We start from the raw sequence: 13,287 nt of genomic DNA, 5'->3' as shown, positions 1-13,287 counted from the left end.
CTCAAGCCCCCCCCGGGGCGCCCCGCCCACCCCCCCGCGCGCGCCCGGGGCGGGCGCCCGGGGGGCCGCCGCCCCTTGCGCCCGCCCCGCCGGGGTGACTATCGGCGCGCGGATCGACCGGGCCGCCGCCGAACTCGGCGGGGTCGACGGGCTGTACAACGTCGGCGCCGACCTCTCGGACGAGCATCTGGGCCGGGACACCGATCTGCTGGAGATGGACCCGGCCGTGTGGCGGCGCACCCATGAGGTGAATCTGCTGGGCTACGCCCTCACCTGCCGGGCGGTCATCCCGCGGCTGCTGGCCCAGGGCGGCGGCGTGATCGTGAACACCTCCTCCGGCGCGGCCTGGGGAGGGGAGCCCCGGCGTCCCGCGTATGCCGCCTCCAAGGCCGGAATCAACGCGCTGACCCGCCATATCGCCTCCCGCTGGGGCAAGGAGGGCATCCGCTGCAACGCCGTGGCACCCGGGCTGGTCATGGGCGACACCCAGAAGCAGCGGGACGACCAGCGGCTGCAGGCCATGGCGCTGAAGATCGCCCGCAGTCCGCGGCTGGGCGAGCCCGCGGACGTGGCGGGCACCGTGGCGTTTCTCCTCTCGGACGACGCCGAGTGGGTCAACGGCCAGGTGTGGTCGGTCTGTGGCGGCATGAGCCTGCGCGACTGAGGGCTCCCCGGGACCGTCCTCTACGGCGGGCCAGGTCGTCCTACGGCCTCCTGCGGCGTCCTACGGCGTCCAGGGCGTGGACACCCGCCAACTCACGTCATCGGCCCACGACGTGGCGCTGTCGAACGGGTTGGACCCTCCGTTGGAGGCGATGTAGACCTTGTTCTCGTAGTGGCGGATGAACCGGTCGGGGTAGTTGTAGGACGCGAACGAGGTGCCCTGGCCGTTCTTGCCGGTCTGGGGGCAGAAGGTGGCGTCGGCCCGGAAGACGGCGGTGCCGTCCATCGGCTGCCGGAGCAGCTGGTAGTTGTAGTGGCGCAGGAAGTCGCCTGGGTAGTTGCGCGACTCGAACGATACGCAGGAGGCGTTGGCGAGGCCGCGGCGCACGATCCAGGACGCGTCGCCCTTGTCGAGTGCGGAGCTGCCGGAGGACACCACGGAGGTGACGGCGCTGTTGGCCTGGTGGCGGACATAGCGGTCGGTGTAGCCCGGGGTGGTGGCGCGCAGGGACATCGTCGAGCCCGCGTTGAGGGTGCCGCCCGCCACGGGGCTGGGCGCGCCGTAGCCCACGGAGACGACGTTGGCCTGCACCGCGTCGTCGGCCGCGTCGGTCGGCAGGCCGCTGGTCATCACGCCCTCGAAGAACGAGCCGATGGACCCGTTGCTGTTGTCGCCGCCGGTGCCGAGGACGATGGAGCCCTCCTGGTGCATCGGCGAGTAGCCCGGCCTGGACGGCTCAGGACCCGCGTACTGGGTGGTGAGCCTGCCGGACTGGGCGTTGCCGTCCTTGAGGGCGAAGTAGTTCTGTCCGTTGTTCTTCAGCAGGGCGGTGACGAAGGGCGCGGAGTTGCCGGTGTTCGAGGGGTTCTTGCTGTAGCCGCTGTCCGACTGGAACAGGCCGTTCTCCAGGTCCGCCTGTACCCAGGGCCCGGATCCGCTGCACGGCGGGAACCAGCACTCCGTACCGAAGTTGATGGCGTCCATGTGGCCGTTGCCCGTGTCGGCGATCCGCACCTCGGCGTTGCCGTAGTCGAAGCAGCACAGGCCATTGACGTGGGTGCCGGAGGTGACCATGTACATCCCCTCGGGCTGGCCGTTGACGGCGACACCGGAGGCCGCGGTGTGGCGGTAGCCCATGCGCCCGGAGAAGGACGCGCCGTAGACCTGGTGGCCGCCCGCGGTCACGGGTAACGCGTCGGCGGGCACACCGGAGTTGGCGGGGCCCGCGGTGCCGGCCGGTTCGATGGGCATGTGGTTGTGGCGCGGTGACTGGTCGTAGATGACGTTGATGACGCATGTGGTTCCGGCGCAGAAGGAGTCCTGCCGGGCGGCGTCGGCGTAACCGCCCGCCGCCAGCGTTCCCACGTCGGTCACGGCGCTGTCGGAGGCGCGTTTCAGTTGGTAGAGCGGGCCGTTGAAGGAGGCGTAGAGGGCCCGGGTGGTGCTGTGCGCGGCCACGCAGGGCGTACCGGCCGCGGCGTAGATGTCGCACGGCAGGGAGGCCGCGGCCTGGGACGTGCCCGTGCCGCCGGCCAGGAGTCCGAGGACGAGGGTGGCTGTCGCCCCCACCGACAGCAGCGCTCTTCTCACCCTCGTGAGACCTGAAGGTGCCTTCATGGTGGTGCCCTTCCTCGTGCCTGTGTGAGTGTCAGGGCCATGTCACTGTTTGTTCGATATTTCGTACATTGACCGTGAAATCGAACCTGACGGTAGGACTGGCGACCGTCGGCGTCAATGGCCGTGCACGGAGGAGTAGCCTCCTGTCCGGCGACTCGTACGGTTCATTCGCCCCCACCGCACATCGAGGAGAGACCGTTTGTCGACGTTTGTCGTGTTCGACCTTGAGTTCACCACATGGTCGGGAGCGCTCGAGCAGGACTGGTCGGAACCGGGGCAGCTTCGCGAAATCGTCCAGATCGGCGCGCTGCGCATCAGCACCGGCTCCTCCCCTGACGCCCACTCCGTTGTCGAGGAATACGAAGCGCTGGTCAGACCGGTGGTCAATCCTCGGCTTTCGCCGTTCTTCACCGGCCTCACAGGCATCGACCAGCGGACCGTGGACCGCGAGGGAGTCGCCCCCGCCGAGGCGATCGGCGACTTCCTGGCCTTCTGCCGGGGGCAGTCCGTCCTCTCCTACGGCAATGACATGGTCGTCCTCGGGGAGAACGTGGGATGGGCCCGGGCCCGCGGCGAGGAGGTCAAGAACGGCTTTCTGACCACCCCCTTCCTGAACATCCGGCCATGGCTGAACACCATCGCGCCGACAACGGCCTCGACCAATTCCGGTCGGCTGTGGGAAGCGCTCGGCCTGCCCAAACCCGCGGCCGGCAAGGAGCATTCGGCGCTCTTCGACTGCTATTCGATCGCCGCGGCGATCGGACACGTCTGCGCCGGTGGGGCCGCCCTGCCCGAGGGGTGCCTCTAGGGGCCGACCGGCGGATCTTGACGCCTGCGGCAGGCTGTTCCCCTCCCCGCCTCTTCCCTCAACTGGGGTTCCGCCCCTTAACCCCGGGGTCCGGGGGCCAAGCCCCCGGTAGCGGGAAGGGGGCGGGGAGGGGAAGCATCGATATGCGGCTCCGCCGCGTGAATCGATATGCGGCTCCGCCACGTGGTCCGCCGGACACCCCTAGGACCCGCTCTGCCCGAGTGGCGCCTCCGGGGAGGGAGTGAATCGGCCATCGGCGAGCGTGGCGTCCAACGCGCTGGCGGCGAGTGGCACAATCCGCCGGATAGGGCGGAGATCTTGCTCGGCGGCGCTCGCGCGCCGTCCGGTACGCATCGAGGAAAGGAACCCCCACATGGCCGCAGTGCGCGGAACAGCCGTGGACATCCCCACCCAGGACGGCATCGCCGATGCCTACTTGGCCCACCCCGACGACACCGACCGCCACCCGGCCGTTCTGCTGTACATGGACGCGTTCGGCCTCCGGCCCCATCTGCTCGGGATGGCCGACCGGCTGGCCGCGGCCGGTTACACCGTGCTGGTGCCCAACGTGTTCTACCGCCACGGGCGCGCTCCCGTGGTGGAGTTGCCCGACTTCCTCGACCCGACGACGCGTTCGGCGGTCTTCGAGCACATCGCCCCGATGGCGCAGGAGCTCACCCCCGAGCGTGCCATGCGCGACGCCGGCACCTATCTCGACTGGCTGGCCTCCTGCCCGCAGGCCACCGACGGGCCCGTGGGCCTCACCGGCTACTGCCTGGGCGCCGGGCTGGCCCTGCGGACCGCCGGAACGCACCCCGGTCGTGTCGCCGCGGCGGCCGGTTTCCACGGTGCCTTCCTGGCCACGGAGGCGCCGGACAGCCCGCACACGGTGGCCGGGCAGGTCACCGCCGAGCTGTACTTCGGACACGCGGACCAGGATCACGCCCTTCCCCCCGAGCAGATCGAGCGCCTGGACAAGGCCCTCAACGAGGCCGGTGTCCGCCACCGCACCGAGGTCTACAAGGGCGCTCAGCACGGCTACACCCAGGCCGACACCTCCGCCTACGACGCCGAGGCCGCCGAACGCCACTGGGCGGCCCTGCTCGACCTCTTCGGCCGCACCCTCTGACCGTGGTGGGCCATGGCTGGTGACCGGCCGCCCCGGGCCGGTCACCGCCCTCCGTCAAAAGGACCCTAGAGCTGCCGGAGGTGGTCCCGCAGAGTGCGGGCCACCTGCGCCATCAGGGCCTCGGCGCCGGGCTGGATATTGGCGGGCACCAGCGACTCGGTGAGCGCGGCGACGGCGAACACCTGGCCGTCGGAGTGCTCGACGATCCCGATCTCATGGCGGAGGTTGAGGAGGGTGCCGGTCTTGGAGGACCAGGTGGTGGCGTCGGAGCTGAAGTCCGGGGCGAGTCGGTGCCGCAGCACGTTGTGGGCCATGAGGTCGCGTACGCGCAGCGCCACTTCGGGGTGGATTTTCGACGGTGTCCACAGGGCCTGGAGCAGTTCCACCCAGGCGCGTGCGCTGCCGGTGTTGGCTCGGGTGGTGTCGAGTTGCGGCACCCGATGGCCGCGGCCGCTGGTGCCGGCGTCGATGGCGAGGGCGTGGGCGAGATGCACCTGTGCGGCATCGAAGCGCTCCACCGGGGTTTCGCTCAGCTCGCGCATACCGTGCCGGACGGTGATGCCACGCAGCCCGAGCTCATGGAGGATCTCGGCCACCTGAGCGGGCGGGGTGAGGTCGAACAGCGCGTCGGCCGCCGTTCCGTCGCTCACACAGGTGCTCAGATAGAGCAGATCGTCGACCGCGATCCGGACGGGGTGGCGGAACCGGCTCAGCCCGGTGGGACCGGGCGTGGTGATCCGCCCGGGTGGCACATCGAGCATCGTGGCTCCGTCGAGTTCGCCACGCCGGATGCGCTCCACCGTGGCCAGTGCGAGCGGGACCTTGACCAGGGAGGCGGAGGGCAGCTGGGTGTCCGGGTCGATCCCCAGCTCGTCCCCCGTGTGGAGGTCCCGTACGAGCAGGCAGCCGTGCAGACCGCCGTCGCGCAACTGTCCGCGCAGATCGCTCAGCAGTGCCTCGGTGCTCATACCCCGGCTCCTTCCACGGTGTCCGCCCGGGTGCCCGCTTCCCCCGTGTCCGCCCAGGTGTCCGCACCCAGGCAGCGGGCGATGGCGCCGCCCAGGCGCCCTTCGAGGTGCTGGGGATTGCCGTCCGCGGCGGCGGCGAGGGCGAACCCCCGGCTGAGCGCGATCTCACCAATCGGCCGCCACTTCAGGGCGAGTTCTTCCGCCTGGGCGGGAGAGCACAGCAACAGGTCGCGGGTGCAGAGGACTTCGGCGGCGGCGGTCGTCAGATCGGTGGCGGCCACGAGCTGTGCGGGCCGCAGACCGACCGCGTCGCGCAGCCGGGTGAGCGGGTCGCGGATGTGCGGCACATCGTCCTCCGGCTGGATCCATATCCGGCGGGCCGGGCCCCGAGCGGACCGGCCGACCCGCAACGTCTCCAGATAGACCCGCCGCACACCGGGATCCCGCACTCCGGCGAGCCCGAGCGGCACCGACCATGTGGCCTCGTCCGCGGGCACCGCGAGCAGGGCGGCCCGCACCTGCTGTGCGTGGATGAGCTCCAGGCGCCGCGCGGGCGCCGCCACGCGGAGATCGAGGGTGACGCCGTGCCCTCGCGCCTCGGCGACGAGATGGGCGAGCCCGGCCGTGGAGCAGATGCCGGGCACCGCGAGCCGCCACGGCTTGCGCTTGGCCGCCTCCGCCTCGTGCAGCAGCACATCGGCCGCCTGTACGAGCTGTCTGGCCACCGGCAGCATCTCCCGCCCGAACGGGGTGAGGACGGCCCGCCGCGAGGTGCGCTCGAAGAGCTGCTCCCCGAAGCGCTCCTCCAGCGCGGCCACGCGACGGCTGGCCACCGACTGCGACATCCGGGCGGCGGCCGCCCCGACGGTGAAACTTCCCCGCTCGCTCACGCTGACGAACGCCCGGCACACTCCCACCAGATCCACAGCCGCACTCTATGCCAGATCAGCATGAAGAAGCGCATGAGCGTATTGGACCGCATAGCCGCCCGACGGCGAGGGTGATCCCAACGCCATGACCACGCCCCGGAAGCGGGGCCCGGTCATTCCATCCCGTGTGCGCGCCGCGCGACGGGGACCCAACCGGAGGTTCGGACCATGCGATTCACCCGTGCCCGGCACACCGCTGTCAGCGCGCTTGCCACGCTCGCGCTGCTCGTCCCGCTGACGGCCTGTAGCGAAGGGGATTCCTCGGACGCGTCGGGGCCCTCGAGCTCCTCGTCGATCTCCGCCGAGAGGGCGAGTACGGGCGCGGACGCGAAGGCGGCCACCGGCGCGTTCAGGAAGCTGGAGCGCTCCTACGACGCGCACCTGGGGGTCTACGCGATCGACACCGGCACCGGACACGAGGTGGCGTACCGCGATGGCGAACGGTTCGCGTTCGCCTCCACGTTCAAGGCGCTGGAGGCTGGTGCCGTGCTGCGGAAGTACAAGCTGAGCGGGCTGGACCGGGTGATCCGGTACTCCAAGGACGACCTGGTCGACAACTCCCCCGTGACCGAGAAGCACGTGGACACCGGGATGAGCCTGGGCGCGCTGTGCGACGCCGCCGTCCGCTACAGCGACAACACCGCGGCCAATCTGCTCTTCGACCAGCTCGGCGGCCCCAAGGGCCTCGACGCCATCCTCGAGAAGTTGGGGGACGACGTCATCCAAATGGAGCGTCACGAGCCGGAGTTGAGCCAATGGGTGCCTGGCGAGACACATGACACCACCACCCCGCGAGCGATGGCCAAGGACCTGCGCGCGTTCGTCCTCGGCGATGTCCTCGGCAAGGGAGAGCGCGCGCGGCTCACGAAGTGGCTGCGGACCAACACCACCGGGGACGAGCTCATCAGGGCCGGAATGCCCAAGGGCTGGCAGGTCGGCGACAAGACCGGAAGCGGCAGCTACTACGGCGCCCGCAACGACATCGCCGTGGTGTGGCGGCCCGACGCCGCTCCCCTCGTCATGGCGATCATGTCGTACCGCGGCGACAAGGACACCCCGTTCGACAACAAGCTGATCGCGGACGCGGCGTCGGTGGTGGCCGACACGATGTCGTAACGCGGTCGGTCAAGTCCTCAGCCACGCAGGAAATACAGGACCGTCATGGTCACGGCGGTGGTCAGAATGACGCCCCGCAGCAGCCACGCGGGCAGACGGCGGGCGATCCGCGCTCCGGCCACACCACCGGCCACCGCCCCGACGAGCATGGCGGCGAGCAGACGCGGCGCGCCCAGCGCGTCCGAGGCGAGAAGGAACAGCCCGGTCGCGCTGAGGTAGACGGCCGTGATCTGGGCGACCCGCATCGGGTTGCCGGTCGAGGTGTCGAGGCCGAGGCCGATGCTCCACAGGGCCAGCATCATGATGCCTACGGCACCGCCGAAGTATCCGCCGTACACGGCGAGGAGGAACTGGCCGACCAGGACGGCCCGGGGGCTCATGCCGATCGCATGACCCCTCGCCTCGCTCACCGCGCGGGAGACGCGGCGCCCGAAGGCGAGGACCACCGTGGCGAAGGCGAGCAGCCAGGGCACCGCGGCGTCGAACGACACCGCGGGCAGCGCCAGCAGCAGACCGGCGCCGAGCCCGCCACCGATCACACTGACCGCCGTCAGGGCCCGCGTGGACGTCTCCCCGACCGGGGCGAGATCGCGCCGGTACACCCACGCGCTCGCCACGCTCCCGGGGACGAGGGCCACGGTCGAGGACGCGTTCGCCGTCACGGGCGACAGACCGGCCGCCACCAGGGCGGGGAGCGCCACGAACGTGCCCCCGCCCCCAATGGCGTTCAACGCCCCGGCGGCCACACCCGCCAGCAGAACAAGCACTGTCTCCGACACCCGCCGAGCATCGCCCCATGGCCCGTGGGCCCACAATGCGTGATCCGCGTAGCCGGCCCAAGGCTCTGCCTTAGGCTCATCAGGGTGCGGTATGACCTGGACGACCTGCGGCTCTTCCTTCACATCGTGGCGGAGGGCTCGATCACGGCGGGCGCTCACCGGATGCATCTGAGCCTCCCGTCGGCCAGTGCGCGGGTGCGCTCGCTCGAGCATCACGCGGGCGTGGACCTGCTGATCCGCGGACGGCGGGGCGTGCGCCCCACCCCGGCGGGGACGGCACTGGCCCGCCACGCACGGGACGTGCTCGATCAGACGGCGCGCCTGGAAAGCGCCGTGGCGAGCTATGCCCGGCCGCCGACCGCCCCGCTGACCCTGCTGGGCGGTGGCTCCGCGATGCACCGCCTGGTGCCACGGGCCCTGGTCTCGTTCCTCCGCGCACACCCGGACGTCGACGTCGAGGTGTCCGAGAGCCGCACCCCACGGACCGTGCGGATGCTCGCCGACGGCGAGGCGGACCTGGGCGTCGTCCTCGACCGCGAGGCCCGCGACTGCGGTCTCACCATGGAACCCCTCGGTGACGACTCGCTGGTGGTGATCGGCCAGTGCGGCGGGATCCTCGCGGGGCGCACCGAGGTGGCCTACAGCGAGGTGGCCGAGCATCCGCTCGTGGGGCTCGACTCCGGTTCCTCGCTGCGCCGCTCGATCGAGAAGAACCTCGGACCGCACGCTCCGGCGGTGCGCTACCGCACCACCGTCGCCCACCTCAACACCCTGGTCTCCCTCGCGGCCGCCGGGGTCGGACTCGCCGTCGTGCCACGCCGCGCCATCGCCCCGTACCATCCGCTCGACGTGTGCGACCTCCGCGATCCGTGGGCACGCCGCAGCCATCTCCTGGCCTGGGGCACGAAGGCCCGGGCCTCGTCCACCGCCACCACGGCACTCGCCGAACATCTGCGCCGCGCGGCCATGTCCGAGCCGGACGGGGGCGATGGCCTTCCGGCCTAGCAGGGTGCCGTCCCCGGGGAAGGAGGCCCGGGAGCCGAAAGGGCCGAGCAAGGTCTATCCGGTCAAGACCCCGAGCACCGGCCAGGTCACCAAGGCGCTGCGGGAGGAGTCGGCCAGGAGGAGTACGCCCGAGGACCTCTGTACCTTGACGGACCGGGCTGACGGCGAGGAGTTGCTCGCCATCACCGTGGCGTGGACTCCCCAATCGCCCCCATCGGGCCGGTCGGTGCGCTACACGGCCACCGTCGGTCCGGAGGACGCCGGCAGGCTCCTCGTCGCGTGTGACATCGGCAGTGGCGGCGGGACGGAATCGGGCGGGGCCGTTCCCTGGAATTCGCCATGCGCGATCACTTCACCGTCAGCGACCACTCACACGCCAAACTGCTCATCGCCTCGGCGAAGAGGACAACGTCGCGGTTGGACTGTCGGGAAGCTCCCGAATACCCGGATCCGAAGGTTGTGGCTCCGCCGCCGGATCCGGGGCTGCGGTAAGCCCGGTACTCGATCCCGGTCGCGGCTGTCACAGCCACGACAGCCACGACAGCCACGACAGCCACGACAGCCACGACAGCCACGACAGCCACGACGACATATGTACAAGACCGGCAGCCGGCCGCTCCTGCACCATCCCTGCATGAGTGAACACATCGTTGAGCTCTCGCACGGGATACATGTGGTCCACGACGGCCCTCGGCAGGCACCGCCACTGTTGCTCATCCATGGATCGGGGGCCTCGGGCGGCTTTTGGGGCCCGGTGGTCCCGGCACTCGCCCGCCACCATCACGTCATCCGGGTCGACCTCCCGGGCTGTGGCCAGTCCCCGCCCGCGGCGTCATACGACGTGCCCGCGCAGGCTGGTCAGGTGGCGGCGCTGCTCGACGGTCTCGGTCTGCCTCCCGTGGTCGCGGTCGGGCACTCCAGCGGCGGCTACGCCGCCACCGCGCTTGCCGAACACCGTCCCGACCTGGTGAGATCGCTGGCGCTGATCAGCAGCGGCCCGAGTCTTGACGCCCTCCTGCCGCAGCCGGTCCTCCTTCGGGCGCTGATGGCGCCGCCCTCGGCCCGCTGTTGTGGCCGAGGCGTTCGGACGCGACGATCCGGAGGGGAATCAGCACCACGTGCGCTCGCCCGGTGGACGTACCCGACGACGTGGTGGCCGACATGCGGAGCATCACCTACCCCGCGCTCAGGACCTTGCTGCGCCGGAACACCGCGTACATCACCGAGCGGAGCGTGCCCGAGCGTCTGGCCACCCTCGACATCCCCGTACTGGTGATCTTCGGTGCCGCCGACCCCCGCTGGGAGCCCTCGTCGGCGCACCGGTACGACGCGGTGCCGAACGCGCGGGTCGAGCTGCTGCCGGGCGTCGGACACGTACCCATGTTCGAGGAGCCCGAGGCGACCGGCACCCTGCTGCTGGGCTTCGCGGCAACGGGCGTTGACGCCCCGCCTGTGACGCCCTGAGACCTAGAGTGGTCGTGTGATGCCGGGAGGGACACCATTCGACTGGGCATCGGTGGACGTCGCGGTCCCGCGCCCGTCAGCTCGGCTGCCGGGGGTCAGCATGGCCGGGTTCCGCCAACGCGTCCCCGCGCCGGTGGACCTCGCCATGGTCGCGCACCCGTCCGTCACCCTGCTGGTGGACCTGAGCGAGGGAGAGGGCTTCGCCTACCACGCACATGGCCGGCACGGACGCGGAAGTGTGGTCATCGGGCTCCACCCCGGCGCAGTCCGGACGGGCGGCCGGGTGGGCGAGTGCCTCCAGATCCGGCTGGAGCCGGTCGCGGCGGCCGCGGTGTTCGGTCCGTCGACCGGGCTCAGCGGGACGGTGGCATCGCTCGATGAGGTCTGGGGTCCCGACGCCGGGCAAGCCGAGGACAGACTGCGTGCCGCCGCGTCGTGGGACGAGCGGTTCGCGATCGCGGTGGACATCCTGGGCCGTTGGCTGGGCACTCGCCCGCCCGTCGCCCCGGAGGTCGCCCACGCCTGGCGGCGGACGCTCACCGGCCGGGGGCGGGTGCGGGTCGAGCGCCTGGCGGAGGAGGTCGGCTGGAGCCGCAAGCGTCTGTCGGCCCGCTTCCGGTCCCAGCTCGGCATCGCGCCCAAACACGCCGCTCGACTGGTGCGGTTCGACCACGCGGCCCACCTTCTCGCGGCGGGTCACACCGCCGCCGGGGTGGCCACCGAGAGCGGCTACGTCGACCAGTCCCACCTCCACCGCGAGGTCAAGGCGTTCACCGGGCTGACGCCCACGGCCGTGGCCGTCGCGCCGTGGCTCGCGATCGACGACGTCGCGTGGCCTGCTTCATGGCCGGTCCGGAAGCCGCCCGCGGTGATCGCGGGGACGGAACCGACCGCATGAGAGAGCACACCTGGCGCTCCTGGCCACGCGCCGGATGAACACCGGGCCGGGCTCGGATCAGTCCTGCCGGGCGTGGCCGGTGCAGAGGCGGCGCAGTTCGCCCACGCTGTCCGCGAGGGTGCGGTCGCCCAGCGATTCGAGGACCGCCTCCTCGGCCTCGGCGGTGAGCGCGGCGAAGTACTCACCGCCGTGCGCGGTCACCGAGCACACGGGCTCCACCCCCGGTGAGGGGGCGAACAGGGGCTTGTCGCCGACGGCACAGCGATAGATCTCGGCCAGGGTAATCCGTTCGGCCTGCCGACCGAGCCGCGCCCCGCCGGTACGGCCCTTGACGCAGACGACCAGCCCCTCGTCCGTCAGCGGGACGAGGAGCTTCCGGACCAGGCTCGGGTTGGCGTTCAGTCTGTGGGCCAAGTCGGCGGAGCTCAGCGGCCCGGACCCGTTCTCGGCGGCCACGGCGAGGAACAGCATCACCTGGAGCGCACGGGAGAACCGGATGTCCAACACCTTCTCCACCTCCGCGCACAGATCGGGGCACAGCCTACTCGACGGTGCCGTTCCGCCCTCACCTAAAAAGCAATCAATACAGTTGCAGTTTACGCCGTGAAAACTGTACCTTTCAGACTCACACTTTCGAGGCTCCGGGGGAAGCCTCATAGGAACCACACGTCTGGAGAGCGACACGGTGAACACCCGCCTGACCACGGCACTGTCCCGCCCGTTCACACTGGGTTCGGCCAAGCTGCCGAACCGGATCGCCATGGCCCCCATGACCCGTGGGCACTCCCCCGATGGCATTCCCGGTGCGGACGTCGCCGCGTACTACGCGCGCCGGGCGGCGGCGGGGACCGGCCTGATCATCACCGAGGGCACCACCGTCGACCACCGGTCCGCCGGCTATATCGACGGCGTTCCCCGCTTCCACGGCGAGGAGCAACTGGCCGGTTGGCAAAAGGTCGTTGACGCCGTGCACACCCACGGTGGCGCGATCATGCCCCAGCTCTGGCACGTGGGCATACAGCGCACCGCGGGAGCGCCGCCGTTCCCCGACGCCCCGTCCGTGGGCCCGTCCGGGATCGCGCTGGACGGCACGCCCGGAGCGGGCGAGACGATGACCCTCGCCGACATCGACGACGTCATCGGCGCCTTCGCGAAGGCCGCGCGGGCGGCCGAGGAGATCGGCTTCGACGGCGTGGAGCTGCACGGCGCGCACGGCTATCTCATCGACCAGTTCCTATGGGAGCGCACCAACCGGCGCACCGACACCTACGGTGGCGATCCGGCCTCCCGGACCACGTTCGCCGCCGACCTCGTGGCCGCCATCCGCGAGCGGGTCGCGCCCGACTTCCCCATCGTCCTCCGGTTCTCCCAGTGGAAGTCCGACAACTACGACGTCCGGCTCGCCGAGAACCCCAAGGAGCTGGAAACCGTGCTCACGCCACTGGCGGAGGCCGGGGTCGACGCGTTCCACGCCTCCGGGCGGCGCTACTGGCAGCCGGAGTTCCCCGACACGGGGTCGGATCTGAACATCGCCGGATGGGCGAAGAAGGTCACCGGCAAGCCGGTGATCACCGTCGGCTCGGTCGGCCTGGACAGCGTCTTCCAGCCCGGCTCCCTCTCCGCCGCCAACGCGGCCGTGGAATCCATCGACCGGCTCCTGGAACCTCTGGAGCGGGACGAATTCGACCTCGTCGCGGTCGGCCGCGCACTGCTCGCCGACCCCGAGTGGGCCGACAAGGTCCTGAACGGCCGGGTGAGCGAGCTCACCCCGTTCAGCCGGGACGCGGTGGAGTCCCTGCACTGAGCCCTCGCGCTGATCCCCGCACCGATGGGAACGGCGCCGGCCAGCACGGGGGGATCTGGCCGGGGCGGGGCGCCGCGGGGGGGTGGGAGTTTTTCAATTTAACAAA

General features: G+C 70.9%; 14 protein-coding genes and 1 pseudogene. 9 read left to right on the top strand and 6 right to left on the bottom strand.

What is annotated here, in order from left to right; genetic code table 11:
- Window positions 1–94 precede the first annotated feature (94 nt).
- Window positions 95–664: an SDR family NAD(P)-dependent oxidoreductase gene (locus ACFXB5_RS29150; protein WP_385213048.1), complete on the top strand. Its 570-nt coding sequence runs from the start codon at window positions 95–97 to the stop codon at window positions 662–664.
- A 60-nt stretch (window positions 665–724) separates the two neighbouring features.
- Here the strand turns inward: ACFXB5_RS29150 and ACFXB5_RS29145 are convergent, their stop codons facing one another.
- A complete protein-coding gene (locus tag ACFXB5_RS29145) occupies window positions 725–2,281 on the bottom strand; it encodes an alpha-L-arabinofuranosidase B (protein ID WP_385213045.1) in 1,557 nt (518 codons plus the stop codon).
- Between the two features lie 199 nt (window positions 2,282–2,480).
- On the opposite strand from ACFXB5_RS29145, the gene ACFXB5_RS29140 reads away from it, so the two are divergent.
- On the top strand, window positions 2,481–3,089 hold the full coding sequence (locus ACFXB5_RS29140; RefSeq protein WP_385213042.1) for an exonuclease domain-containing protein: 609 nt from the start codon (window positions 2,481–2,483) through the stop codon (window positions 3,087–3,089).
- A gap of 373 nt (window positions 3,090–3,462) precedes the next feature.
- Window positions 3,463–4,218: a dienelactone hydrolase family protein gene (locus ACFXB5_RS29135; protein ID WP_385213039.1), complete on the top strand. Its 756-nt coding sequence runs from the start codon at window positions 3,463–3,465 to the stop codon at window positions 4,216–4,218.
- A 65-nt stretch (window positions 4,219–4,283) separates the two neighbouring features.
- Here ACFXB5_RS29135 and ACFXB5_RS29130 read toward each other — a convergent pair whose 3' ends face one another.
- Both ACFXB5_RS29130 and ACFXB5_RS29125 read right to left on the bottom strand, forming a co-directional pair.
- Complete coding sequence (locus tag ACFXB5_RS29130) at window positions 4,284–5,186, bottom strand: serine hydrolase (RefSeq protein ID WP_385213036.1); 903 nt, start codon at window positions 5,184–5,186, stop codon at window positions 4,284–4,286.
- Window positions 5,183–6,112 carry a LysR family transcriptional regulator gene (locus ACFXB5_RS29125; RefSeq protein ID WP_385213034.1) on the bottom strand — a complete coding sequence of 310 codons (930 nt, stop codon included), beginning with the start codon at window positions 6,110–6,112 and terminating at the stop codon, window positions 5,183–5,185. Before ACFXB5_RS29125 ends, ACFXB5_RS29130 begins: the two co-directional genes overlap by 4 nt.
- Before the next feature lie 171 nt (window positions 6,113–6,283).
- Here ACFXB5_RS29125 and bla point away from each other — a divergent pair, with 171 nt between their 5' ends.
- Window positions 6,284–7,231 carry a class A beta-lactamase gene (bla, locus tag ACFXB5_RS29120; RefSeq protein ID WP_385213032.1) on the top strand — a complete coding sequence of 316 codons (948 nt, stop codon included), beginning with the start codon at window positions 6,284–6,286 and terminating at the stop codon, window positions 7,229–7,231.
- A gap of 17 nt (window positions 7,232–7,248) precedes the next feature.
- Here bla and ACFXB5_RS29115 read toward each other — a convergent pair whose 3' ends face one another.
- On the bottom strand, window positions 7,249–8,010 hold the full coding sequence (locus tag ACFXB5_RS29115; protein ID WP_385213030.1) for a sulfite exporter TauE/SafE family protein: 762 nt from the start codon (window positions 8,008–8,010) through the stop codon (window positions 7,249–7,251).
- A gap of 84 nt (window positions 8,011–8,094) precedes the next feature.
- On the opposite strand from ACFXB5_RS29115, the gene ACFXB5_RS29110 reads away from it, so the two are divergent.
- On the top strand, window positions 8,095–9,015 hold the full coding sequence (locus ACFXB5_RS29110; protein ID WP_385213027.1) for a LysR family transcriptional regulator: 921 nt from the start codon (window positions 8,095–8,097) through the stop codon (window positions 9,013–9,015).
- Window positions 9,016–9,362: 347 nt separating this feature from the next.
- On the opposite strand, the gene ACFXB5_RS29105 is transcribed toward ACFXB5_RS29110, so the two are convergent.
- Window positions 9,363–9,599, bottom strand: a complete 237-nt coding sequence (locus tag ACFXB5_RS29105) for a hypothetical protein (RefSeq protein ID WP_385213024.1) — start codon at window positions 9,597–9,599, stop codon at window positions 9,363–9,365.
- An 8-nt stretch (window positions 9,600–9,607) separates the two neighbouring features.
- Between ACFXB5_RS29105 and ACFXB5_RS29100 the strand changes: the two are divergent.
- The 3 genes and pseudogenes from ACFXB5_RS29100 to ACFXB5_RS29090 all read left to right on the top strand — a co-directional run.
- Window positions 9,608–10,132 (top strand): annotated as a pseudogene (locus ACFXB5_RS29100) (alpha/beta fold hydrolase); the annotation flags it as partial.
- A gap of 14 nt (window positions 10,133–10,146) precedes the next feature.
- The gene (locus ACFXB5_RS29095; RefSeq protein ID WP_385213021.1) at window positions 10,147–10,479 is read left to right on the top strand and encodes an alpha/beta fold hydrolase; all 333 of its coding nucleotides are present in this window, start codon (window positions 10,147–10,149) and stop codon (window positions 10,477–10,479) included.
- 100 nt (window positions 10,480–10,579) lie between these two features.
- Window positions 10,580–11,377 (top strand): helix-turn-helix domain-containing protein, encoded by a 798-nt coding sequence (locus tag ACFXB5_RS29090; protein WP_385213018.1) that lies wholly within the window; start codon window positions 10,580–10,582, stop codon window positions 11,375–11,377.
- Between the two features lie 57 nt (window positions 11,378–11,434).
- On the opposite strand, the gene ACFXB5_RS29085 is transcribed toward ACFXB5_RS29090, so the two are convergent.
- Entirely contained in the window at window positions 11,435–11,884 is a 450-nt protein-coding gene (locus ACFXB5_RS29085) for an RrF2 family transcriptional regulator (RefSeq protein WP_385213016.1), read from the bottom strand.
- A gap of 178 nt (window positions 11,885–12,062) precedes the next feature.
- Here ACFXB5_RS29085 and ACFXB5_RS29080 point away from each other — a divergent pair, with 178 nt between their 5' ends.
- Entirely contained in the window at window positions 12,063–13,181 is a 1,119-nt protein-coding gene (locus tag ACFXB5_RS29080; RefSeq protein ID WP_385213013.1) for an NADH:flavin oxidoreductase, read from the top strand.
- Window positions 13,182–13,287: the final 106 nt, after the last annotated feature.

Origin of the sequence: Streptomyces sp. NPDC059455 (genome assembly GCF_042750115.1) — a bacterium.
In the GTDB taxonomy this organism is placed as follows: Bacteria; Actinomycetota; Actinomycetes; order Streptomycetales; family Streptomycetaceae; genus Streptomyces; species Streptomyces endocoffeicus.
This window is presented reverse-complemented; position numbering and strand designations above follow the sequence as displayed.